Below are 22,866 nucleotides of genomic sequence, written 5' to 3' on the forward strand. Positions count from 1 at the left end.
TGAGCTCCTTTATTCGGTCAATTTCGGAAGGGTTAGAAGAATCGAGGACATCGTGAAACTCACACACGGAAGCCGCACGGAGTAAATCGGTTGATGCGCCTCATACACTGCGCAAAGGTGAAGTTGGCCATTTGTGTACTCATACTGCTCAACGGTTCCGTTCAATGAATCGACCAGCCAGTATTCTGGCACTTGATAGGCTTCGTAGGTCTTCCATTTCTCTTTGCGGTCTCGCTCAAAACTGCCTGGCGACAAGACTTCCACAATCAAATCGGGTACTCCAAAAATTCCCTTTACGTGAACGATTCCCATTCGCTCCCGGTGCACCATGACCAAGTCGGGTTGGCGCACGTCACGGCTTGAAAAGACCACGTCAACAGGACTCAGCACGATAAGATACTCTGCTTCGCATGTTTTTAATAATACATCCCTCATCGCAGAAACCACGAGTTGATGAAGTACGGAGGGGGTGGGGCTCATCACATCAAGCTGTTGCCCAACGAGCTCGTACCGAAATCCGTCATCTGGCAATCCTGCGTATTCTTCATATGTCATAGGTTGATCATGAGCGCGTGAATTCTTCTGATCCTTCAATAGGAATTCCTCCGACACACATCACGATATACTTATGCTAACAAAATTGGGATTGCAGTAAAACGGCTTTTTTGTATGACTTGCCTCATGGATGAGACTATTTCGTGCCGCACAGCACTCCCCTTTGACTTCTGTAGCTCATAAAGACTTCATTACTTTCAGTTGAATGCTAGAACTCTATATCGATGACCCATCTCCAACAATACCATACTACACGCGTCCCACTTTACTTACGACAAATGTTAGCTGTTCATGGCAATGCGCATGGGCAGATTGCGATGTGAATCGGGTTACGCCATGCTTCAGTTCGTCGTGATAGAATGCGGTAAGAACGGATGATCCGATCATCCGTTATCTCGAGGATATCGATCAAGAAAAGGATTTTCGAGAGGGTCAGGGGACAAATGAAACGTGGAATCATGTTGCTTGTCACTGCCACCATTCTTTGGGGTGGCAATTACATCTGTGGGCGCTATTTGGCGCCTGCACTGCCGTCAAACTTGCTGAATACGGTTCGCTGGGCAATTTCCAGCCTGCTCCTTTTTGGCATGTTGTCCATGAATCACAAAAAGCTTCCGCTCTTCTCGCAGTGGAAAAAATTTGCCCTGCTCGGTTTTGTGGGGATTTTTGCGTTCTCTACGCTCACTTATCTGGGATTGCGCAGCATCAGCGCCGCACAGGCGGGAATGATTTCGGCGGGGATTCCGATTGCCATTCTTCTATTTACGCCGCTCATTCTAAAAGAGCGTGTCAAAGCTAAGGCGTGGCTGGGGGCGCTTCTTTCCATCATGGGGGTGGTGATCTTAATCCAAGGCGAGCACGCGGCAAACGGTCAATCGTCGATTGTCGGAGAGACGGAGATTGTCTTCTCCTGCATCGCGTGGGGGATCTATACGGTACTTGGGAAACGTTTTGGAAAGACGATGGATCCGCTGACCATGACCGCAGGCGCCGCCGTTTATGGAACGCTTTTCAGCGCACTGAGTTGCATCGGCACGGTGCGTCTGAACATGATTCACATGACGCCTTTGGCATGGCTCTCTGTCCTCTATGTGAGCACGTTTGCATCCGTGGGGGCATACCTCGCGTGGAACACGGGAGTGAAGATCGTGGGCGCAGGTCGCGCAGCGCCGTATATCAATTTGTTACCGGTTTGGACCGTAATTTTTGGCATTCTGTTGCTCCGCGAAACGGTGTCGATTCTGTCGATCGGCGGCGGCGTTGTCACCATTTTCGGTGCGGTTCTCGCCAGTCTGTAGGGTCTTGAACAACAAAATTAAAAGATCTTGCGCTATAATGTAAAGTGTTGGGAACGGAAGAAGGATGGTGAACGGATCGTGAAAAATGTAAGTCCTTATGTCATTGTCGAAGACGTGGCATCGTCGGTTGAATATTACCAAAAGATTTTTGGTGGAGATGTAAAAATCCTGAATAAACAAGACGGTGTCGTCATGCATGCGGAACTGCATCTGGGCGATAGTCTGATTCATTTTTCGGCAACGTATGGCCGACAACCTGTGAGTGAGAATGTGAAACTGATTGTGCAATGCGAGAGTGAAGAAGAGATTCGAAATACATACGAAACGCTAAAGGCAGACGGAGAAGTCACGGTCGAGTTGCAGGATACGTTCTTTGGCGCGCTACACGGACAAGTGGTGGATCGCCGCAACCGAATTTGCTTTATTCTTAACTATTTTAAACGGTAAGGAGAGAATCTTCTCTTGGGAAAAAACTACGTTCAAGAATTTCAAGATTTGCTGCAGAAAATTTCTGATTACGACAGCGCCATCGCGTTGCTTTCTTGGGATTCACGCACGAAGCTTCCGAAAAAAGGGGTCGAAGGCCGCGCACAAGTTCTCTCGACACTCGCGGGAGAGCGGTTTCGTTTGCTGCTCGGGGCACCGATGCAAAGTCTTATGGAAACGCTTGCGGCGCGCGCGTCGTCGCTTGACGAGGTGACGCGCCGTTCTTTTTTGCGCACGCAAAAGCAGCTTGAGCGGATCGAGCGCATCCCGCTCGCTCGATTAGAGGCATTTGCCCGATTGACCTCAAAGGCTGAGGCGGTGTGGGTGGATGCGCGCGAAGCAAATGATTTTGCGTCGTTTGCCCCTTATTTGACAGAGATCGTCGAGATGAAGCGTGAGTTTATCCAGTATCGGGACTGGAAAGGCCAGGCGTATGACGCACTGCTCGATGAGTATGAACCTGATTTGACGATGGCGACTGTCGACCCGCTTTTTGCCAAACTGCGCGAGGAGACGCTGCGCTTACTTGATAAGATTCGCGAAGCAAAGCAGCCGGACACATCGATTCTTGAGCGCTTCTATGATCCGCAAAAACAGCGCGTATTTAGCCTGGCTATTCTTGAAAAGATCGGGTATGACCTACAGGCGGGACGCCTCGATGAGACAGCGCATCCGTTTCAAACGACGATTTCATTGGGCGATGCGCGCGTGACCACGCGTTATCTGCCGTATTTCTTCAATGCGGCGATTTTCGGCACGATTCACGAAGGAGGCCACGCGCTCTACGAGCAAGGGGTTGACCCTGCGCTCTTTGGAACGCCGCTTTTTGGTGGAACATCGATGGGCATTCACGAGTCGCAATCGCGGTTTTGGGAGAACATTCTCGGGCGCAGTATGCCATTTTGGGAGCGTTTTTACGGAGATTTACAAGTGGTGTTTCCAGATGCGCTGGGGGACACGTCACGGGATGCGTTTTACGCGGCAATCAACGCAGTTAAGCCTAGTCTGATCCGTGTCGAGGCGGACGAACTGACCTACAATCTGCATATCATGGTGCGCTATGAGATCGAGAAAGCGCTGATTTCCGGTGACGCGCGCGTCACCGATCTGCCTGAACTGTGGCGTTCGCGAATGAAGGAGTACGTAGGGGTTGTACCAGATACGGATGCGGACGGCGTTTTGCAGGATGTGCACTGGTCAGGCGGCGACTTCGGCTATTTCCCATCGTACGCGCTCGGGAATCTCTACAGTGCTCAGTTCGCAGAGAAACTTGAGGAGGAAATGCCCAATCTGTGGGATGATGTACGGCGGGGCGAGCTAATGCCCATACGGGAGTGGTTCCGCGAGCGTATTCATCGCTTTGGTGGAATGCGCGAGCCGAGTGAACTCGTGCTGGAAATCACAGGTCAGCCATTGCAAGCGGACGCGCTGATTCGCTATTTTGAGAAGAAGTACGTGCCACTCTACGGCTTGTCGTAAACCGACTGCGCGCGGGAGTGCTACAATCTCGCACTTGTCCATATACTCCCATGAGAATGATGGACAGGGGTGCGTGGCTGTGCCTTCAAGTCGTGCAATGGTTAAAGGTGCGGCCATCCTCACGTTGGCTGCGATTCTCTCTAAAGTGATGGGCTCGATTTATACGGTATTTTTGCAGAATGTCATCGGTGATAGCGGGATGGGCCTCTATCAGATGGCTTATCCCATCTATGCGACGTTGCTCATCATCTCGACGGCTGGGTTTCCCGTCGCGGTGTCCAAGTTTGTGAGTGAGCATGCGGCATTTGGGGACGTAGAATCGGCGCGCCGCGTCTATCGCGTCTCCTCTGTACTACTCGGTGTGCTGGGCATGGTCACGGCCGTCGGGCTCTACCTTTTTGCCGCGCAGTTTGCGCGCATCTCCGGTGATCCGCGCTCGGTGTACGCGATTCGCGCAATTGCCCCGGCGCTCTTTATCGTGCCGATGGTGAGCAGCCTGCGCGGATACTTCCAGGGCTGGCAGCAAATGAAACCGACGGCGATCTCGCAATTGATTGAACAGTTGATCCGCGTCACAACCATTCTCTGCGGCGCGTACATTGCGATTCGTCTTGGCATGGGCAACCCGATTGCGGCGGCTGTGGCTGCGTTTGGGGCGGTGACAGGCGGCCTCGCTGCGTGGGGCGTTCTCGCAGGATACGCCCTGAGGGCGCGCAAGCATGGACGTATGGAACGTGCGAGCGGCGCTCACCAAGGCAGCGCAGGCAAGGGAGCGTCACACCGCGATCACGCGCCGCGTGAAGGACGAAGAAGCACGCGTTCGCTTGTGTGGCAATTGATCTACTATGCGGTGCCTGTTAGTTTGGGCGCGCTGGTTATTCCGATCATCAGCAACGTTGACGCGCTGACGGTGACGAATCTGCTGAAGCATCAAGGCTTCACCCAGGAGGCGGCGACGCGCGCCTTTGGGCTGCTGTCGGGGCGCGCTTTCAAACTGGCGATGCTCCCGGCAACGCTTGCGAGCTCCGTTGGCGCGGCGCTGCTTCCCTCCGTCTCGGAGGCGCACACGCTGCGCAATGCGGACGGAATCGCAGAGCGCGTGCAAACTGGGCTGCGCATGACGGCGCTCTTCTCGATCCCTGCGGCCGTTGGCTTGACTGTGCTGGCGCGCCCGATTGATATCATGCTGTTTCGCAACGCAGCCGGGTATCACAGCATCCAGATTTTGGCGATTGCCACGGTGTTTAGTACGCTTCAGATTGCACTGGCGGCAAGTTTGCAGGGGATTGGCCGCGTCTTTATTCCGTTTCACAGCCTCCTGCTCGGAACAGCGGTCAAAATAGGGTTGAACCTGCTGTTGGTTCCGCGCTATGGCATTGACGGAGCGGCGATGGCGACGGCTGTCAGCTATGGATTGGCCGCACTCTATAACCTTATGGCGCTGCGCCGCATCGTCTCGCTCGGCTCCTCAGCGCGCGACTGGCTCTTGCGCCCCCTTGTGGCATCTGGCATTATGGGGGCATTCACGTTTGCGGTCTATCGCCAATGGGAGAGAATCCACGTGATCTTGTCGACGCGGCTTGATGCGACAGTAGTCACGATGCTCGGGGTAGGCATTGGCATCGTCGTCTACCTCATCGCGCTGCTCGTCTCAGGCGGGCTCACAGATCGTGAACTCTCGGCGGTTCCAAAGGTAGGGAGGCCACTCGCTCGCACGTTTAAGCGAATAGGTATCCTCTGATTAAGAAAGGGTGGATGCTTGTGGGCCGCCTTACGGTCATTGGGTTAGGTGCGGGAGCGCTCGATGCGCTCCCGCTTGGCGCGTATCGGAGGTTGCTTTCCTCAAGCGCGGTGTATTTGCGAACGGATCGCCATCCTGTTGTCGACGACTTGCGAAAAGAGGGTGTCTTGTTTCAGAGCTTTGACGCCATCTATGACCAAGCGGACGATTTCGATGAGGTGTATACGCGGATTGTCGAAGAACTTCTCGCCGCCACCGCGAAGTATGGCGATGTACTCTACGCCGTTCCGGGTCACCCGGCGGTCGCGGAAAAAACGGTGCGCCTGTTGCGCGAACGCATCCCGAGCGCGGGTCATGAGTTGGTATTCGGGCCAGGGCAGAGTTTTCTTGACGATCTGTTTCTGCGTATCGACGTGGATCCAGTCGAGGGCGTGCTCCTGCTTGACGCGACAGACCTCGCGGCACATCAGCTCAACCCGCGGCAGCACACCGTTCTTCTCCAGATGTATAATCCGATGATCGCGAATGAGGTCAAGATCGCGCTCGCAGAAATTTACGGGGACGAATACGAAGTGCTTCTTGCGCAATCGGTTGGCGTAGCAGGGCAAGAGCGCGTACAACGCGTGCCTGTCTACCAACTGGATCGCCTGGAGACGATCGATCACCTTACGACGCTGTACGTTCCACCAAGTGCTGACGCGCATCTCTTGCGCCGCCAATTTCACGAGTTGCGCGCGATCGTCTCCCGCTTGCGCGGTCCAGACGGGTGCCCATGGGACCAAGAGCAGACGCATCTCTCGCTGCGGCGATACGCGATCGAAGAGGCGTATGAAGTGGTGCATGCCATTGAGCAAGAGGATACGGATGCGCTCGTGGACGAGCTTGGCGACCTTCTCTTGCAAGTGGCGCTACACGCAGAGATAGGCGCCGAAGACGGGGAATTCACCATGGATGATATCATCGGCCATTTGAGCGAGAAATTGATTCGTCGGCATCCTCACGTTTTTACGGAGCAGGCAGTGCTCACGTCAGACGAGGTCATCTCAAACTGGCAAACGATTAAAGCGGAGGAGCGGCGCAGGAAAGGGACAGAGCACGCGACGTTTATGGATCGCGTCAGTCGAGCGCTTCCTCCTTTTGCGCAGAGTGTCAAACTGCAGAGGCGCGCGGCAGAAGTCGGATTCGATTTCACAGACGTAGTGCAAATCTACGCCAAAGTGGACGAGGAGTTGCGCGAGTTTGCAGATGCTATCGGGATCGACGAACGCGAAGATGAGTTTGGCGACGTTCTCTTCTCACTGCTTAATTTGGCACGCTTTTATGAGATTGATCCAGAATCTGCCCTGAAACGTGCAAATTTGAAGTTTCGCGCGCGATTTGACCACATGGAACGGGTTGCGAGTGAAAAAAACCTTGAAATTCACGGGTTGAGTCTTGATCTTTTAGAGAAACTTTGGCAAAATGCGAAAGAAAACATGAGAAAAGCAGGAAATACGTTAACTGACAACGAATAGTCAGTTTTGGAGATTCTCCCATATCGGAAGGGGTACAGGCCCATGAACAAAATTGATCTCGTCAATAAGATTTCCGAGAAAAGCGGTCTCAAGAAAAAAGATGTCGAACTGACGGTCAACACACTGCTCGATTCGATCTCAGAAGCCTTGGCAGCTGGCGACAAAGTTCAACTGATCGGGTTTGGCACGTTTGAAACGCGTAAGCGCAAGGCGCGCAGCGGTCGCAATCCTCAGACAGGTGAGTCAATCGAGATCCCAGAGTCGTCCATCCCCGCCTTTAAACCAGGCAACAAGCTGCGGGAATTCACCAAAGCGTGAGGCTGGATAAGTACCTCAAAGTCTCTCGTTTGATCAAGCGTCGCACCCTCGCCAAAGAGGTGTGCGACAGCGGCCGCGTGAATGTGGGCGGCCGCGTGGCGAAAGCGGGGACAGAGGTTGCTGTGGGCGATGTGATCGAGTTGCGCTTTGGCTCGCGCACGATGGCGGTGCGCGTGGAGAAAATCGCGGAGAATGCGCGAAAAGAAGTGGCGCACGAGATGTATACGGTGCTCTCCGACAATCGATTGCCCGATGACCTTGAGAATGAAGAGGACGACTAAGTGAGCTCGTCCTCTTTTTCGCCTTCCTCGCGGTTCTAACCTTCCGCGATTCGCCATAGAGTAGTACCGAAACAGCGCGACATCTGAGCGGTGTCGCAAAGGTTCGGGGGGATGTGCTGTGGCGGATGAGCGAACGCGTCGGGAGTTTGACAAGCACCAGGTACTCAGTGTCAATCGCCAATACACCGAAGTGACAGGCGTGCAAAATATCGAGTCATTCGACACGAAAGAGTTTGTGCTCCAGACGAGCAGTGGAATGTTATCCATTCGCGGTGAAAACTTACACATCAAAGCGCTGAGTCTGGAAACGGGACTCGTCAGTATTGAGGGCGTCGTCTTTGACTTGACGTACCTCGATGACGGATACCATGGTGCGGAAAAGGGCAAAAAACTGTTATCACGATTGTTTCGCTGATTCGCGATGGATATCACGGTTCAATACGCGACAGCGACACTGATGACGATGACGGGCGCACTCCTGGGAGTGATTCACGACGTGTACCGCACGGCCCAGCGCGAGTGGAGATTTTTGCGGAGGTTCTCTGCACTTTTTGATCTCTCTTTCTGGCTTTTTGGCATCATCTTTGTTTTCACTCTGTTGCTGGGCGTCAACCACGGTGAGGTGCGTATCGTTATTTTTGCGCTCTTGCTCGTGGGGTACGCGCTCTACCATTTTATTGCAAGACCGCTCGTCATCGCGAGCACAGCGTTTATTCTGCGTCTTATCTATCGCGCAATTCTGTGGATTGGACAAGCGATCTATGCGACGATCATTCGACCGATTCTCACGGTGTTGCGAGGTGTGCGCCTGCTTGCGCGATCGATTGACCGCGGATTAGGGGCGGTGGAACCGCTTGTTTTATGGCCCGTTGTCACTTCGGCCAGAGGGCTAAAACACTTTGGAACTCGTCTGGCTCTGTTTGGGCTAAAAAAAATGCGGCCAAGCATCGTTACCGTGAAGGAAAAGTGGGATACTGTGCAGAAAAGAATTACAAAATGGATTCATCCTTTGAAAGACAAAGGCAATCAGGATGCGCCGGAAGATCAAGAGGAGTAAAGGAAGATAGAATGAAACAGCCCTCAAACGTGGTGCAAATCGCATCAGGATCACGTCTGCGCAGTCGCTTTAAACTGAGGTACTTGGTGGTTGCTACGTTTCTCGTTTGGGGAGGATACGTCTACTTCTTTGTGCAGCGACCGCTGCTTTTGCAACAGGCGTTCGCCAAGCAACAGGTGATCAGTCAGTTGCAAAACGCAAGAATTCTTGCGGATTCGCTGTCTCGCCAAGTCAAGAATCTCTCTACAGATTCGTATATCGCCCAGTTGGCTGAACAGAAATACAATCTCATTCAACCAGGCGAGATTCTTTTTACTACGGGAAATGCAAATAACAGCCCGAAGTAAGTCTACAAATTCTTGACACCTTTTTTCAAGCATGAGTATAATCTGTAGTGATGAAGTGATGATCAGAGGGGGACCTATCTCTTTTATGGCAATTGAAGTGGGCAACAAACTTGAAGGAAAAGTCACGGGTATCACCCATTTTGGGGCTTTTGTGTTATTGCCAGGAGGAGAGACGGGCCTCGTACACATCTCTGAGATTGCTGACTCCTATGTGCGAGACATAAACGAACACCTGAAGGTAAACGACCCAGTTACGGTGAAAGTGATTAATCTCGATAATAATAAAATAGGTCTATCGATCCGCCAGGCGCAAGATCGCCCACCGGTTGCGGCACGCCCTCCGAGACGTCCACACGGTGGTGGCGGTGGCGGCATGAACCGACAGACGTTTGAAGACAAAATGAGCCGATTCATGAGAGATAGTGAAGATCGCTTACAGGCACTGCGGCGCAGTGACTCGAAGCGTGGTGGGCGCGGCGGTCGTCGCGGTTAGTTTGTGATAGAAAACGCAGCAAGCAGAAGGACTGGCTTGCTGCGTTTTCTTTTTAAACATCCCTCTTAAGGGGTGGATTCAACGGAGTGAGTGTTTCTTCGATATTTGTAGTACACGCGATTCAGCATAATCACCGACCGCTTATCTCCATCTCGAAATGCGCGCGTTAACTGGTTTTTAAGCCATGTCGGCATAAAAGACAGCTCCTTGTTCAGGGATGCTACACTATACGCCCAACACCTCGTTTTGGTCCGAAAGTTTTAGAACCGTGACTTTAGCGCGTTTCAATAACTCTAATGCATACGCGTCGACTCGATACGCTTCCCCATAGATGACACTTGTGATTCCTGATTGAATGATTTGTTTGGTGCACTGAAGGCACGGGAAATGCGTCACATACATCGTAGCGCCTTCTGTGCTGACGCCGAATTTGGCGCATTGCAAAATCGCATTGCTTTCTGCGTGAATGGTGCGTATGCAGTGATCATCAACCACGTTGCATCCGACATCCTCGCAATGTTCATCGCCCGACACACTACCGTTGTAACCTGAGGCGATCGTTCGTCGATCTCTGACAAGGACTGCGCCCACTTGTCGGCGCGGGCACGTCGCGCGTGTCGAAACCATCGCGGCAACTTCCATAAAATAGTGATCCCAGGGTTTGCGCACGTCCGTGGTTCCCCTTTGTTTTTGCCTCATTATGGGGTTTTCTCACGGCGTGCGCAACCCGCGTCGCGACGTAAAAACTTTGTCGTAAAATTTGCTGGTTTTTCATACAAATTGTGACAACCTTCGTACTGCGGCGTGAGTAGAATAAAAACTATTCTATGCGCGGGTGGTGCAATTCATGAATCCAAATCGGATGTCGATAAAAACAAAACGTCGCGGCACGCATATTCATCTCGTACGCGCCTCGTCACAGTCTGAAGCTGCACCGGAACCGGCCGTAAAAAAACAACAGTCGCCGCGCGCGAAGCAGGTGTCGATGAATGTGTGGCAGCGGCTGCTATTGATGTTAGGTGTGCTTGTCGTCGGTGTTTTGTTTGGACGAGCCGTCATCGTTGGATCGCTCACGCCGTTCCCTGTCGCCGCGTTTGCAGTCGCCCTACAGATGCGCCGAGGCACGGCGTTATGGCTTGCGACAGGTCTGCTCATCGGCAGTGTTACGCATATGTCCGCAGGAACTCAGCCGCTCATGCTCGCGAGCATGCTGATCTCTTTTGCCATCATCCAACGCGTGATGAAAATGACAAAGTCGTTTGACGCATCTTCGCTTCCGTTTATCGCGGCAGCCGTGGATTTTGGGTTTCGCATTGGTTTCTCCGCACCGCTTAATGGGCTTAACACCTATACGGTTGCTTTTTCAATGGTCGACGCGCTGCTCTGTGGACTGTTGGCTTATATGTTCATGCAGTTGCCGCAAACCATTCAGTGGAATCGCTCTACCGAGCGCACACTGGGCATGGAAGAGTGGGTCGGAATTCTGATCATTCTCGCGTCGTGTTTGACAGGTCTGCACGGGATTGCCATCGGTAGGGTCCATCTTGAGCCGCTGGTAGCAGGTTTCCTCGTCCTCTCGCTCGCCTCCGTGGGGGGCGCCGGGATCGGCGCTGCGTCCGGCGTCATCTGCGGGCTGATCATTGCGCTTGGCGGTGGACAGAGTGGCGCAGATGTGGCCTATCTCGGATTTGCGGGACTCCTGGCTGGCGTATTTCGCGATACTTCACGCTACGTGATGGGCATCGGCTATTGGATCGCCTCCTCGGCGCTCGCCGTCGATTTGCTCGGCATGCGCGGCGCAGAGGGGGCGATGTTTGCGGCGGCAGGGGCGACACTCCTCTTCCTATTGACGCCAAAGCGTATGCTCCACCAGTTGGCGCGCTACGTTCCTGGGACGACGCACTTTCACAACCGCCAGCTTGATCAGGCGCGGCGCATCAAAGACCTGATGACATCGCGGATGGATGAGATTGCTCACGTCTTTCAGGACCTTTCCTCTACGTTTCACGAGACCTCCAGTGAACCCCCAGGACTCGATCCTGAGAACGTCACGCTGCGCACGATTGATACGGTTCATTTTGATCTTTGCTCGCACTGTCGCCGCCAGCGCGATTGCTTTGAACTAAAGTGGCCAGAAACGCACAAGGCGATGGCGCAAACGCTCGCGGGTATCGCAACCAATCCGCGCATGACGGTCGCCGAGATGCCCGACGTGATGGCGCGGATGTGCATCAAGAACGATCAGTTGCTAACGACCATGAAACAGGCGCGTCACATGACGGCGCTGGAACACGCTGTGCAGGTTCGCATCGCCGACGCGCGAAGCCTTGTCGCATCTCAACTCGACGGCGTCGCCTCCATGATGAAAGGGTTCTCTCAGCAGTTGCAACGCGAAAATGGAGATAGTGTGCGCCAAGAGAAACAAATCATCGACGCGCTCTCTTCGATTGGTTATCAGGTGCAGGGGATCGAGATCATGTCGCTAGAAGAAGGGCAGGTAGAGATTCAAATCTTGGAGCAACACCCGACGGGACATGATGAATGCGCAAAATTGGTGGCGCCGCTTCTCTCTGACCTGCTGCGCGAGACAATTGCCGTGCGCAAAACGGAGGCGTCACGCGATGGCTCCTATCAGGTGGTCACGCTAGGATCCGCACGCAAATATGACGTGATCGCGGGGTGCGCGAGCGCGTCAAAAAACGGCGCACTACACAGCGGCGACTCCTATACGACGGTGGATCTCGGAACAGGGCGCTTTGCGATTGCGCTGAGCGATGGAATGGGCAACGGTGAACGCGCCCACAGGGAATCGAATGCAGCGGTGCGCATGGTGCAGCAATTGCTGCGGGCCGGGTTTGATGAGACGACAGCCGTCAAGACGGTCAACTCGGCGCTCGCACTCCGCTCACAGGAGGAAATCTACGCCACGCTCGACCTTGCCATCATCGATCTCTACACCTTGCAAACGGAATTTCTCAAAGTGGGTTCCGTGGCGACGTTTGTGAAGCAAGGGCGAGCGGTGCGTTCACTCACTGGAAATAGCGTGCCAATTGGCATTTTGAACGAGATTGACGTGCAGACCATCACCGTTCGTCTCGCCGAGGGGAGTTTCTTGACGTTCATGTCAGACGGGGTGCTGGACGCTGTGTCTCACATGAAAGACCCGGAGGAGTGGGTGCGCTTCCAGCTTGAGCGACTGGACTACAGCGACCCACAGGTGATCGCCGATCTCCTGCTCGAATCGGCGGTGCGCGCCGCGGGCGGTGTCATTCGCGATGACATGACAGTGGTTTGCGCACGCATTGGCCCGCATCGCCCGCAGTGGGCGACGATACCAATTCCGGAGGTTCCAAAGCTCAGAAATCCGCGGAGAAAGCGTGTTCCTACGCACCCTGCCAACGCTGAACGCCTCGTAAAGCTTTGAGAGGATGAAATGGCCCGCCTGGGGGCAAACTAGGAAGTAAAACATTGATGGAGTGGAAGCCAATGCGTGAAGAACCAGGAATTCGCCAAATCCTTTTGATTACAGACGGGTGCTCCAATGTGGGAACGGATCCCGTCTATGTCGCACAGTGCGCGCGGGCGCGTGGAATGACGACAAGTGTCATCGGAATTTTGGACGAGGGATCGCTCGGCGAGCAGGGCAGGCGCGAGGCGCAAAACATCGCGGAGGCGGGTGGGGGCATCTGCCGCTTGGTACAGGCGCATGACCTATCGCAGACGATGCAGATGGTGACGCGACAAACGATGCAACTGACACTCCATCACGTCGTAAACGCTGAACTTCGGCAATTGGTCGGGGAAACGTCAGACGGACTCCCGCCTGAAACGCGGACGAAAGTGGCGCGATTTGTTGAAACGATGACCGATGAGATTGAGTTGACCATCGCGCTTGTGCTTGATGCGTCAGCCAGTATGCAGAGCAAGATGGCGGCGGTTCGCGAATCCGTTCGGGATTTGGAGTTCGGGCTATCCGCCAGGCGCGGCGCGTACGAACTGATCGTCGTGACCTATCCAGGCGCCCGCGGTGAGGCTGTCGATCTTGTCAGACAGCGCGATTTTGCAGGTGGTCTGGCAGACTATATTGGCAGCTTGAGGCCATCCGGGAACACGCCGACGGGACCGGCGCTGGAGGCTGCGATGAGTGAATTGCTGCGCGATCGCAGGATGGATGCACTCAATGATGGACGATCTGGAGATGTGAGGAACCATGTCGTATAAAATTGCAGACGCCACAGACATCCCTAGCCTTGCAGAAGGAACCGTGTTGACGGGGCGCTTCTCAAAACGTGCGTATCGCGTGGAGCATCTGATTGGAATCGGTGCAAACGGCGCGGTCTATCTCGTGACGGATGATGAGGCAAAGCGCTATGCGCTAAAGGTGAGCGCACAGGCTTCAGCGCTGGCCGTCGAGTGCGACCGGCTACGCACAATGGCGAGTATTTCTCGGGATCTAAACGTCTCTCCAGATGTGGTGGCGCTTGACGACGTCTATTTTGCGAATGCGTTCTGGCCCGTTCTCGTGATGACCTACATCGACGGTGTGGCGCTTGACGAGTGGATGAAAACGAGGGAGAATCTACAGCAGTTTCCGATGGTGCTTGAACAGTTGGTGACGATGCTCACGCGACTGCACGACGCAGGCTTCGCGTACTGTGATGTCAAACCAGCAAATTTTCTGATCGAAAAGACGTCTAGGCGCTTGACGATGATCGATTTTGGCGGTGTTACGGTCATCGGGCAGGCTGTCAAGGAATTCACGGAACCGTTTGACCGCGCGTGGTGGGGATTCGGTTCACGCAAAGCGGATGTTCACTACGACTTGTTTGCCGTGTGCATGTTGGCGCTGCACCTTCTTCGGCCCATTCCAAAGCATGATCTAAAGCGTCTTGCCACCGCTCACCCTCGCGAGCGGCGCGCCTATGTCACGAACCAAATGAGCGTGCCAGGGCCACACCTCGAGTTGCTTGACCGACTCTCTCGCGTACTCACAGACGCCTGCCCGAGTCGAGACGTTCTCCTCATGATTCAGGCTTACCTTCGCTCCATCCAGAGTGCGACGCCCTCCTATGCGCATGCCGGTTCTGTGCGATCCGCACGGCGGCGCTGGGATTCCACTGACTATGGTCTCCTGGCGGCGGTCATCGTGTTTGCTTCGAGTCTTGTCGGCATCCTCGTTGTGAGTCGCTAAACGCTACCCCGTCGCGCGCGAGTCGTGTACAATTCAGGTAATCTGATGTGCGGGACGCAATTTGCCGCGCAAGCGGAAAATCGAGCGGAGTGATGGCGTTTGGATGAACACGCACTTCTCGATCTATTGATTCAGGCCGCTCGTCTGCTGCTTTCGAATGGGGGCGAGACGTCACGCGTTGAAACGATGATCGATCATCTGGCACGCGGTGCAGGTCTTTCGGATGATCAAGTGCAAAGCTTTGTGACACCAACCGGAATCTTCATATCGCTGACAACGGAAAACGGGACGACGACGCGCTTGTACCGCATGCGTGAGCCCGGACAGATGGATCTTGGTCGTGTGACTGCGATCAATGATCTCTCACGTCGCTTTGCGTCAGGCTCATGCACGCTTGACGATGCGATCGGCTCGCTGAAGCGAATCGAGGCGGCGCCACCGCGTTATTCGCGCGTTTTACAACTGCTTGCCGCGATGATCTCAAGTGGCAGCTTTGCGGTTGTGCTCGGCGGTACGCTGATCGACTTTGTCGTGGCGGCGGTCGCAGGATTGACGGCACAATCGACGGTCTCTTGGCTCAACCGCTTTGTTCCGCGCTTTTTTGGCGTACTCCTCGCCGCGCTGATTGCCACTCTTCTCGCGGAGGGTCTTGGTGTTCTTATTCACTCGACCTCACAGGGCGCGATCACGATTGGCGCGATTCTGCCGCTGCTGCCTGGACTCGCAATTACCAATGCCATTCGCGACCTGCTCGCAGGCGATTTGCTTGCAGGGGTGGCGCGTGGCGCGGAGGGACTGTTTACGGCGGTTGCGCTCGCGGTTGCAGTCACGCTTTCCATTGGGGTGTTCGCACATGTTTTATAACGATTTCACATGGTTTATTTTTTTTCTATCATGATCATTGCGGTGGAGGGTCATTCGTGATTGCGAGTCTGTTTAGCATCTTGGCGACGATTGCGGTCGGCGTTTTGTATCAGATCCCGCCTAAATCGATCCTGCCGATCGGCTTTTTGGGACTCATTGCGCACCTGCTCTATATCGGTGCGCTTGATCACGGACTAAACATTGTCGTCGCGGCTTTTTTGGCCAGCGTCTGCGTAAGCTTAATCAGTGAAGGGTTTGCGCGTCAATTTCGAATGCCTGTCACCGTTTTTGCGGTACCGGGTGTCGTGAGTCTCGTTCCCGGATCGAGCGCCTATATGGCCATGAGGGACTTTGTGATTCACGAGAATGTCACGGGGATCTCGATGCTTTTGGAAGCGGCATTTATTGCGGGCGCGATCGCTTCAGGTCTTGTGATGGCAGGCGTTGTGGCGCGCGCCGCGTGGGGGTGGCGCATTGGATCCCGTCACTGATGCGCTTGCGCAATTCATCCACCTTCATCCGAACGCTCGCATTCTGTTTGCGGTAAGCGGCGGGCGCGATTCGATGGTGATGCTGCACGCCGCGATCGCATGCCGTGAAAACCTTGAATTGGAGATCCACGTCGGGCACGTCCATCACGGTTTGCGCGAAGAGACGGCAGATCGCGATGCATCGTTTGTGAGAGCATGGTGCGAAAACGCGGGAATTCCGTTTCATTTTTGCCAGGTTGACGCGCCAGAGCGCATGACGCGAACGGGCGAAGGAGCGGAAGAAGCGGCGCGAGCGCTTCGCTACGATGCGCTACTTGGGATGTGCGCGGTGTATGAACTTCACATGATCGCAACCGCGCACCACGCGCAGGATCAGACGGAGACAATCCTCCATCACGTCTTTCGTGGGACGGGCATGCGCGGCATGCGCGGTATGAAGCGTGTTTCGGCGCGCGGGGCGCATCTGATCGTACGGCCGCTGCTTCACGTACGGCCAGATGCGTTGGCGGCATACCAACGCGCGTGGTCAGTGCCTTTTGTCCATGATGAGACGAACGATTCTCATGAATATCGGAGAAATCGTATTCGGCACACGATCCTCCCGCTGTTGCGCGCGGAGTTTGGCGACCATCTCGATGAAACGGTAGGACGAATGGCCGAAGTTGTGCGTGAAGAAGATGACGTCTTACAGCAAATGGCACAGTCGATCGCGCGCCAGTGCGTGGTGCCTTCTGATGAAGTTGTTACGATCGTGAAACAAACGCTTTTAAGTCATCACGTCGCTTTACAACGGCGAGTGGTTAAACTAGTATTAGAACGTTTACTGCCGTTTGAATCGTGGGAATATCGTGATGTCGAACGAATTCGCGAGCTTGCGGCAGGCGGTGAAGTGGGACGACAAGAATTGTCGCGCGAGTGGCATTTATCGGCGACAAGCCGCTTGGTGCGACTGGAGCGGCGCGTGGACGTCTCGCACTGTGAGTTTGCACCGCAACATCTTGCGCAGGGCACTCGCTTGCGTTTTTCTTGGTTTCGCCTCGCGGTTTCACCCGGGGCAAACGCGTCGAAAAATGTGTGGCATATGCGGTTTGCAGCGCTTGGTGAGTTGATGCTCCGTCCTTGGCAATCTGGAGATCGGATTCAGGTGCACGCATCGCGTGAGCGACTCGTGTCGGATTTGTTCAATACATATCGCGTGCCTGCGTCACTGCGCCGACTTTACCCCGTCTTCGTGTATCGCGGGCGCATTCTTTGGGTTCCGGGACTCACCGATCCGCCTGAAGGTGGATTGCAAAAATTGGGCGAAATGGTGTACACCATTTCTGTGCACCCTATCTTTTCACACAATTCGACAGAACGAATGTAGGCATTGTGTGCAGGACACCATGGCGTGAAGGAGTCAAGATGTTGCATCCAGATATAGAATCGATTCTCTGTTCGAGAGAACAAATTGACCATCGCGTTCAGGAGATGGCAAAGGAAATTTCATCCATCCAAACAGAACAGCCGCTCATCGTCGTCGGCGTTCTCAAAGGCGCATTTTTGTTTATGGCAGACCTTGTACGGAACCTGACGCTGCCACTTGAGATGGATTTTATCGCCACATCGAGCTATGGCGCATCCACCAAATCGTCTGGCGTCGTCCAAATTTTAAAGGATCTTGAGCGACCCGTGGAGGGACGTGATGTCCTGCTGGTGGAGGACATCGTCGATAGTGGGTTGACCCTCAGTTATCTGCGGGATTCCCTCTTGCGGCGCGGCGCCAACTCGGTGCGCATTGCGTCCGCGTTTGACAAACCGAGCGGACGAACCGTTAAAATATCGCCAGATTTTGCGGGATTCACCGTTCCCGGACACTTTTTGGTCGGTTATGGGTTAGACTATGCGGAGCGTTATCGCGAACTGCCGTATGTCGGCGTGTTAAAACCCTCAGTTTATGCGGGCGCGCAAGATTGATTGCTTCACGCGTAAAAACTCGGGAACGCTTGAGGCTCGTGCCATTTTCTTCCGCGTTGTGTTACAATATCTGAGCCTTGACCGAGAGGAGGTAGGGAATGAGACGTTTCTATCAGAGTGCGATTTTTTATCTACTCATTCTACTTATCATCATTGGTGTGCTCCAGTTTCTGGTGCCTGGATCGAGTTCGAGCCAGCCGCTTTCATGGAGTCAATTTAGAACCGCCATGCAAAACCATGAGATTCAATCGCTTCAGGTCACGGCGGATGGGACAACGCTTCAACTTCAGGGCCAGTTTGTGAATAAAACGCAATTCACCTCTCGGGCACTCTATTCAGAAGCGCTTGTGAACCAGTTGAGCAGCTTGCCTGCGGATGTGACGATTTATCCCCAACCCAAGGAATCGTCATGGCTAACGTTCTTGAGCACGATTGTTCCGTTTCTCTTGTTTTTTGTGTTGTTCTTTTTCCTTTTCAATCAGGGACAAGGCGGCGGCAATCGCGTCATGAATTTTGGCAAGAGCCGAGCGCGTCTCTACACGGAAGAAAAGAAACGCGTCACGTTTGAAGATGTAGCGGGCGCAGATGAAGAAAAAACAGAGCTTGTCGAAGTTGTGGAATTTCTAAAAGACCCGCGACGTTTCTCTGCCGTTGGTGCGCGCATCCCGAAAGGCGTACTGCTCGTCGGACCGCCTGGCACAGGTAAGACGCTGCTTGCGCGAGCGGTGGCAGGCGAGGCGGGTGTGCCGTTCTTTAGCATAAGCGGTTCCGACTTCGTCGAGATGTTTGTCGGTGTCGGTGCATCGCGCGTGCGTGATTTGTTTGAACAGGCGAAAAAGAATTCGCCGTGCATCATTTTTATCGATGAGATTGACGCGGTAGGACGGCAGCGCGGCGCAGGGCTCGGCGGTGGACATGATGAGCGTGAGCAGACCTTGAACCAATTGCTCGTCGAGATGGACGGGTTTGGCGCGAATGAAGGAATCATCATCGTCGCCGCCACCAATCGTCCAGACATTCTCGATCCAGCGCTCTTGCGGCCAGGACGCTTTGACCGACAGATCACCGTCGATCGACCGGACGTGCGCGGACGCGAGCAGATTCTTAAAGTTCACTCGCGAAACAAGCCGATTTCAAAAGATATCAACCTTGAAGTGATCGCCAAACGGACGCCCGGCTTTACAGGTGCAGACCTCGAGAATGTGCTCAACGAAGCGGCACTGCTCACAGCCCGCCGAAACAAGCCGGTGATCGAGATGAATGAGCTTGATGATGCGATTGACCGCGTGATCGCTGGCCCGGAAAAGCGCAGCAAGGTGATCAGCGACCGCGAGAAGCGCCTCGTGGCGTTCCACGAAGGTGGGCATGCAGTGTGTGGCTACTACCTGAAGACTGGGAATATCGTTCACAAGGTGACGATCATTCCGCGCGGAATGGCAGGAGGCTATACCGTAAGTTTGCCGAAAGAAGAGCGCAGTTACATGACGCGTGAAGACATTATGGAGCGCGTGATCGAACTCCTGGGTGGACGTGTCGCTGAAGAGATTGTACTTGGCGAAATCAGCACGGGCGCTTCCAACGACCTTGAACGCATTACCGATATTGTTCGCCGGATGATCATGGAGTTTGGCATGAGTACCCGCTTGGGACCCATGCAGTTCGGACATCGCCAAGGACAGGTATTTCTCGGACGTGATATCGGGTCAGAGCAGAACTACAGTGACGCGATTGCGTACGAAATTGACAAGGAGATGCGCTCCGTCATTGACGAGTGCTATGAACGGACGCGCGCGCTGCTCACAGAACATCGCGACAAATTGGATCTGGTCGCCACGACCCTGCTTGAGATCGAAACGCTTGACGGTGAACAGATTCGCCAGTTGATGGAGTATGGGCGGCTCGTTGAACAGGATGACGGTCCGAAGGTGACCATCAATGGGCGGAACGCCTTTGGTGACGGTCCAACTCCCACGTTGACCTGATGGCTAGAACAGAGTAAGAATGCCGGGTGCCTCTTGAGGCACCCGGTTCGCTATGGGTGAGCGTTTAAATCTAGAATCAAAAATTGGGGTGAGCGCACTGTTACTTGTGATTGATGTTGGGAATACAAACATTGTTGTAGGCGTCTATCGCGAGGAGGTGCTGGAACACCATTGGCGCCTGCGCACATTGCGCGATGAGACAGAGGATGAAATTGGATTACATATCAAATCGCTTTTGGCGGACGGCGGATTGCGTTTGGACGACATTGACGATGTGATCATCTCATCCGTCGTACCGCCGCTTATGCCTGCGTTTGAGCGAATGTGTCAGCGTTATTTTGGTCAACCTCCCATGATTGTGTCGGCCGATCTCGTACCGTCTCTACCCATACTGTATGATACACCGCGCGATGTTGGCGCGGACCGCCTGGTTGACGCTGTCGCGGCGATCGAGGAGTACGGCTATCCGCTCATCATTGTGGACCTTGGAACAGCAAACACGTTTAGTGTCATCGATGAAAAAGGTCAGTATCTCGGTGGAGTCATCATGCCGGGCATACAAATCTCGACAGAGGCGCTGTTTCAACGCGCAGCTAAACTGCCGCGCATCGAACTGGTGAAACCACCTTCCGTGATCGGGCAGAATACGGTGCACGCCATGCAATCCGGCATGATTTTCGGGAGCATCGGACAAGTGGACGGAATCATCAAACGCATCCGCGAAGAATTGCCTCTTCCTTATCGCGTCGTGGCGACAGGCGGTATTTCTGAGCTTGTCTGTTCAGAGTCAGAATGGATTGACGTTGTGGATCCATTGCTCACGCTAAAGGGCCTTCGTCATATTTGGAAAATGAATTCTGGTAATAATCGCGAGGGAGAGAAATGATGACGGACGATTATGTGGCGACAGGAACAACGCGTAGCGGTCATATTGTCGGCTATGCGGCGCGCAGTACAAGTCTTGTGCGAACGCTTCAAGTGCGACACAACACTTGGCCTGTTGCGTCGGCGGCGCTTGGGCGCGTTGCGACGATGGGCGCGATCATGACGGTGGGGCTCAAGCGAGACGACCACCAGGTGACGATTCAGGTGCGCGGGGATGGACCATTGGGCAATATCCTCGTCGTTGCAACGGGGCGCGGCGACGTTCGCGGGATGGTGGACGAACCGCGCGTTGAATTAGAACTGAACGCCTTTGGCAAATTGAATGTCGGGATGGCAGTCGGTCGCGAGGGTTCGCTCTATGTGACAAAGGATCTCGGATTAAAAGAGCCTTATCGTGGATCAGTCCCACTTGTATCTGGCGAGATTGGTGAAGATTTTACGTATTACTATGCTGTGTCTGAGCAAACCCCTTCTGCGGTATCGGTGGGCGTACTCGTCGACCGCGATTATACGGTGATCTCAGCGGGCGGCATTTTAGTACAAGCCTTGCCGGACGCGGAAGAAGATGAACTGCGCGCGCTCGAAGACGCGATGGCGCGTATGCCGAATGTGAGCAGTCTCATTCGCGATGGCGCAACGCCGGAAGACCTCTTGAAGATGGCGTGCGGATCAGATTTGCAGGTGCTTGATCAAAAACCGATTCAATTTCAGTGTACGTGTAGCAAAGAGCGATTGAGTCGCGTGCTTCTTTCGCTTGGACGAGAAGAGCTCAAGAAGTTGGCGGTTGAGCAAGATTCGACTGAACTGGTCTGCCACTTCTGTGTGACTGCGTATCATTTTTCACGAGAAGAAATTGTGTCGCTGCACGAACTTGCGAAATACTGATCGGTAAAGTCGGATTGACGCGCCCCTGTCTGCATTGTACAGTTAGAAAGAACGTTAAAAGTGACTTTGATTGCGCATGGTTGCGCAAATATCAAAGGTGTGGAGGGAACGCATTGTGAATACGGAGGATCGCGTCACATCCCTAATTGGTAAGACACCCGCAGTAAAGTTGCGCACACTCGTACCCGCAGAGGCGGCAGATGTGTATGTGAAACTCGAATGGTTTAATCCGGGGGGAAGTGTGAAAGACCGGATTGCTCTCGCGATGGTGGAAGATGCAGAACGTTCAGGGAAACTGCGCGCAGGGGATACGATCGTTGAACCGACGAGCGGCAATACAGGGATTGGTTTGGCCATGGTGGCGGCGGCCAAAGGGTACAAGGCGATTCTTGTCATGCCGGACACGATGAGCGTGGAGCGTCGCAGCCTGCTTCGCGCATATGGGGCGGAAGTGGTTTTGACACCAGGCGCGCAAGGGATGCGCGGAGCGATTGCGAAAGCGGAAGAGATTGCGGCAACGGATTCGGAAAAATTCTTTATCCCTCAGCAGTTCGACAATCCTGCCAACTCCCGCGTTCATGAAGAGACGACGGGTCCTGAGATCGTCGAACAAATGGGCGGACAGTTGGATGCGTTTATCGCAGGTGTCGGCACAGGCGGCACAGTGACTGGCGTGGGGCGCGTGTTGAAACGTGAAATTCCAAACTGTAAAATCATTGCGGTTGAACCGACAGACTCCCCCGTGCTTTCTGGAGGGAATCCAGGGCCTCATAAAATTCAGGGGATTGGAGCGGGTTTCATTCCGTCCATTCTTGATGTAAAATTACTCGACCGCGTGATTCAGGTACGCAATGAAGACGCGTTTGAAATGGCGCGCGCTGCGGCGAAGCAAGAGGGCATTCTCGTTGGAATCAGTACAGGGGCGGCGATTTTTGCTTCGATCCAAGTCGCCAAAGAACTGGGGCGAGGAAAACGCGTTTTAACCGTTTCGCCTTCGAACGGCGAACGATATCTGAGTACGGCATTATTTCAATTTGACTGAG

25 protein-coding genes are annotated in these 22,866 nt (G+C 54.0%); 22 read left to right on the plus strand and 3 right to left on the minus strand.

What is annotated here, in order from left to right; translation table 11 throughout:
• Positions 1-9: 9 nt before the first annotated feature.
• On the minus strand, positions 10-594 hold the full coding sequence (locus AYW79_RS02665; protein ID WP_231877724.1) for a Uma2 family endonuclease: 585 nt from the start codon (positions 592-594) through the stop codon (positions 10-12).
• Between the two features lie 404 nt (positions 595-998).
• Between AYW79_RS02665 and AYW79_RS02670 the strand changes: the two genes are divergently transcribed.
• The 11 genes from AYW79_RS02670 to AYW79_RS02720 all read left to right on the plus strand — a co-directional run bounded on the left by AYW79_RS02670 (position 999) and on the right by AYW79_RS02720 (position 9,569).
• Positions 999-1,853: a DMT family transporter gene (locus AYW79_RS02670; RefSeq protein WP_067561249.1), complete on the plus strand. Its 855-nt coding sequence runs from the start codon at positions 999-1,001 to the stop codon at positions 1,851-1,853.
• Positions 1,854-1,931: 78 nt separating this feature from the next.
• Positions 1,932-2,300: a VOC family protein gene (locus AYW79_RS02675; protein ID WP_067561251.1), complete on the plus strand. Its 369-nt coding sequence runs from the start codon at positions 1,932-1,934 to the stop codon at positions 2,298-2,300.
• A 15-nt stretch (positions 2,301-2,315) separates the two neighbouring features.
• Positions 2,316-3,818 carry a carboxypeptidase M32 gene (locus AYW79_RS02680; RefSeq protein WP_067561253.1) on the plus strand — a complete coding sequence of 501 codons (1,503 nt, stop codon included), beginning with the start codon at positions 2,316-2,318 and terminating at the stop codon, positions 3,816-3,818.
• A gap of 79 nt (positions 3,819-3,897) precedes the next feature.
• Positions 3,898-5,559 carry a putative polysaccharide biosynthesis protein gene (locus AYW79_RS02685; RefSeq protein ID WP_067561256.1) on the plus strand — a complete coding sequence of 554 codons (1,662 nt, stop codon included), beginning with the start codon at positions 3,898-3,900 and terminating at the stop codon, positions 5,557-5,559.
• Positions 5,560-5,579: 20 nt separating this feature from the next.
• Positions 5,580-7,073, plus strand: coding sequence for a bifunctional methyltransferase/pyrophosphohydrolase YabN (gene yabN / locus AYW79_RS02690; RefSeq protein WP_067952583.1), 1,494 nt, complete (start codon positions 5,580-5,582; stop codon positions 7,071-7,073).
• A gap of 42 nt (positions 7,074-7,115) precedes the next feature.
• Positions 7,116-7,391 (plus strand): HU family DNA-binding protein, encoded by a 276-nt coding sequence (locus AYW79_RS02695; protein ID WP_067561260.1) that lies wholly within the window; start codon positions 7,116-7,118, stop codon positions 7,389-7,391.
• Positions 7,388-7,672, plus strand: coding sequence for an RNA-binding S4 domain-containing protein (locus AYW79_RS02700; RefSeq protein WP_067561262.1), 285 nt, complete (start codon positions 7,388-7,390; stop codon positions 7,670-7,672). The genes AYW79_RS02695 and AYW79_RS02700 overlap by 4 nt, the downstream gene beginning before the upstream one ends.
• Before the next feature lie 118 nt (positions 7,673-7,790).
• Positions 7,791-8,087, plus strand: coding sequence for a sporulation protein YabP (gene yabP / locus AYW79_RS02705; RefSeq protein ID WP_067561264.1), 297 nt, complete (start codon positions 7,791-7,793; stop codon positions 8,085-8,087).
• Between the two features lie 6 nt (positions 8,088-8,093).
• The gene (gene yabQ / locus AYW79_RS02710; RefSeq protein WP_067561266.1) at positions 8,094-8,729 is read left to right on the plus strand and encodes a spore cortex biosynthesis protein YabQ; all 636 of its coding nucleotides are present in this window, start codon (positions 8,094-8,096) and stop codon (positions 8,727-8,729) included.
• Positions 8,730-8,740: 11 nt separating this feature from the next.
• Positions 8,741-9,076 carry an FtsB family cell division protein gene (locus AYW79_RS15750; protein ID WP_067561267.1) on the plus strand — a complete coding sequence of 112 codons (336 nt, stop codon included), beginning with the start codon at positions 8,741-8,743 and terminating at the stop codon, positions 9,074-9,076.
• Positions 9,077-9,161: 85 nt separating this feature from the next.
• Complete coding sequence (locus tag AYW79_RS02720) at positions 9,162-9,569, plus strand: S1 domain-containing RNA-binding protein (RefSeq protein ID WP_067561269.1); 408 nt, start codon at positions 9,162-9,164, stop codon at positions 9,567-9,569.
• Positions 9,570-9,634: 65 nt separating this feature from the next.
• On the opposite strand, the gene cmpA is transcribed toward AYW79_RS02720, so the two are convergent.
• Positions 9,635-9,763: a cortex morphogenetic protein CmpA gene (gene cmpA, locus AYW79_RS15430; protein ID WP_143216269.1), complete on the minus strand. Its 129-nt coding sequence runs from the start codon at positions 9,761-9,763 to the stop codon at positions 9,635-9,637.
• A gap of 31 nt (positions 9,764-9,794) precedes the next feature.
• Positions 9,795-10,238: a deoxycytidylate deaminase gene (locus AYW79_RS02725; protein WP_335339609.1), complete on the minus strand. Its 444-nt coding sequence runs from the start codon at positions 10,236-10,238 to the stop codon at positions 9,795-9,797.
• 178 nt (positions 10,239-10,416) lie between these two features.
• Between AYW79_RS02725 and spoIIE the strand changes: the two genes are divergently transcribed.
• From spoIIE to cysK, 11 genes are all read left to right on the plus strand, one after another.
• Positions 10,417-12,993, plus strand: a complete 2,577-nt coding sequence (spoIIE, locus tag AYW79_RS02730; protein ID WP_067561273.1) for a stage II sporulation protein E — start codon at positions 10,417-10,419, stop codon at positions 12,991-12,993.
• 62 nt (positions 12,994-13,055) lie between these two features.
• The gene (locus AYW79_RS02735; RefSeq protein ID WP_067561275.1) at positions 13,056-13,790 is read left to right on the plus strand and encodes a vWA domain-containing protein; all 735 of its coding nucleotides are present in this window, start codon (positions 13,056-13,058) and stop codon (positions 13,788-13,790) included.
• Complete coding sequence (locus AYW79_RS02740; RefSeq protein WP_067561277.1) at positions 13,780-14,760, plus strand: protein kinase domain-containing protein; 981 nt, start codon at positions 13,780-13,782, stop codon at positions 14,758-14,760. Before AYW79_RS02735 ends, AYW79_RS02740 begins: the two co-directional genes overlap by 11 nt.
• 99 nt (positions 14,761-14,859) lie before the next feature.
• Positions 14,860-15,624, plus strand: a complete 765-nt coding sequence (locus AYW79_RS02745; RefSeq protein ID WP_067561278.1) for a threonine/serine exporter family protein — start codon at positions 14,860-14,862, stop codon at positions 15,622-15,624.
• Between the two features lie 56 nt (positions 15,625-15,680).
• On the plus strand, positions 15,681-16,115 hold the full coding sequence (locus AYW79_RS15755) for a threonine/serine exporter family protein (RefSeq protein WP_067561280.1): 435 nt from the start codon (positions 15,681-15,683) through the stop codon (positions 16,113-16,115).
• On the plus strand, positions 16,099-17,481 hold the full coding sequence (gene tilS / locus AYW79_RS02755) for a tRNA lysidine(34) synthetase TilS (protein ID WP_067561282.1): 1,383 nt from the start codon (positions 16,099-16,101) through the stop codon (positions 17,479-17,481). The genes AYW79_RS15755 and tilS overlap by 17 nt, the downstream gene beginning before the upstream one ends.
• A gap of 41 nt (positions 17,482-17,522) precedes the next feature.
• Complete coding sequence (hpt, locus tag AYW79_RS02760) at positions 17,523-18,071, plus strand: hypoxanthine phosphoribosyltransferase (protein WP_067561408.1); 549 nt, start codon at positions 17,523-17,525, stop codon at positions 18,069-18,071.
• A gap of 98 nt (positions 18,072-18,169) precedes the next feature.
• Complete coding sequence (gene ftsH, locus AYW79_RS02765; RefSeq protein WP_067561284.1) at positions 18,170-20,053, plus strand: ATP-dependent zinc metalloprotease FtsH; 1,884 nt, start codon at positions 18,170-18,172, stop codon at positions 20,051-20,053.
• Between the two features lie 97 nt (positions 20,054-20,150).
• Entirely contained in the window at positions 20,151-20,939 is a 789-nt protein-coding gene (locus AYW79_RS02770; RefSeq protein WP_067561415.1) for a type III pantothenate kinase, read from the plus strand.
• The gene (hslO, locus tag AYW79_RS02775) at positions 20,939-21,823 is read left to right on the plus strand and encodes an Hsp33 family molecular chaperone HslO (RefSeq protein ID WP_231877725.1); all 885 of its coding nucleotides are present in this window, start codon (positions 20,939-20,941) and stop codon (positions 21,821-21,823) included. Before AYW79_RS02770 ends, hslO begins: the two co-directional genes overlap by 1 nt.
• Positions 21,824-21,899: 76 nt before the next feature.
• The gene (gene cysK, locus AYW79_RS02780) at positions 21,900-22,865 is read left to right on the plus strand and encodes a cysteine synthase A (protein ID WP_067561419.1); all 966 of its coding nucleotides are present in this window, start codon (positions 21,900-21,902) and stop codon (positions 22,863-22,865) included.
• Position 22,866: the final 1 nt, after the last annotated feature.

This window comes from Ferroacidibacillus organovorans, assembly GCF_001642725.1.
In the GTDB taxonomy this organism is placed as follows: domain Bacteria; phylum Bacillota; class Bacilli; order Alicyclobacillales; family SLC66; genus Ferroacidibacillus; species Ferroacidibacillus organovorans.

Bases quoted from the DNA above. Each gene is read 5' to 3' on its own strand.
- AYW79_RS02670 (WP_067561249.1), top strand. From the start codon at position 999: ATGAAACGTGGAATCATGTTGCTTGTCACTGCCACCATTCTTTGGGGT.
- AYW79_RS02695 (WP_067561260.1), top strand. From the start codon at position 7,116: ATGAACAAAATTGATCTCGTCAATAAGATTTCCGAGAAAAGCGGTCTC.
- yabQ (WP_067561266.1), top strand. From the start codon at position 8,094: ATGGATATCACGGTTCAATACGCGACAGCGACACTGATGACGATGACG.
- AYW79_RS15750 (WP_067561267.1), top strand. From the start codon at position 8,741: ATGAAACAGCCCTCAAACGTGGTGCAAATCGCATCAGGATCACGTCTG.
- AYW79_RS02720 (WP_067561269.1), top strand. From the start codon at position 9,162: ATGGCAATTGAAGTGGGCAACAAACTTGAAGGAAAAGTCACGGGTATC.
- cmpA (WP_143216269.1), bottom strand. From the start codon at position 9,763: ATGCCGACATGGCTTAAAAACCAGTTAACGCGCGCATTTCGAGATGGA.
- spoIIE (WP_067561273.1), top strand. From the start codon at position 10,417: ATGAATCCAAATCGGATGTCGATAAAAACAAAACGTCGCGGCACGCAT.
- AYW79_RS02735 (WP_067561275.1), top strand. From the start codon at position 13,056: ATGCGTGAAGAACCAGGAATTCGCCAAATCCTTTTGATTACAGACGGG.
- AYW79_RS02740 (WP_067561277.1), top strand. From the start codon at position 13,780: ATGTCGTATAAAATTGCAGACGCCACAGACATCCCTAGCCTTGCAGAA.
- ftsH (WP_067561284.1), top strand. From the start codon at position 18,170: ATGAGACGTTTCTATCAGAGTGCGATTTTTTATCTACTCATTCTACTT.
- hslO (WP_231877725.1), top strand. From the start codon at position 20,939: ATGACGGACGATTATGTGGCGACAGGAACAACGCGTAGCGGTCATATT.
- cysK (WP_067561419.1), top strand. From the start codon at position 21,900: ATGGTTGCGCAAATATCAAAGGTGTGGAGGGAACGCATTGTGAATACG.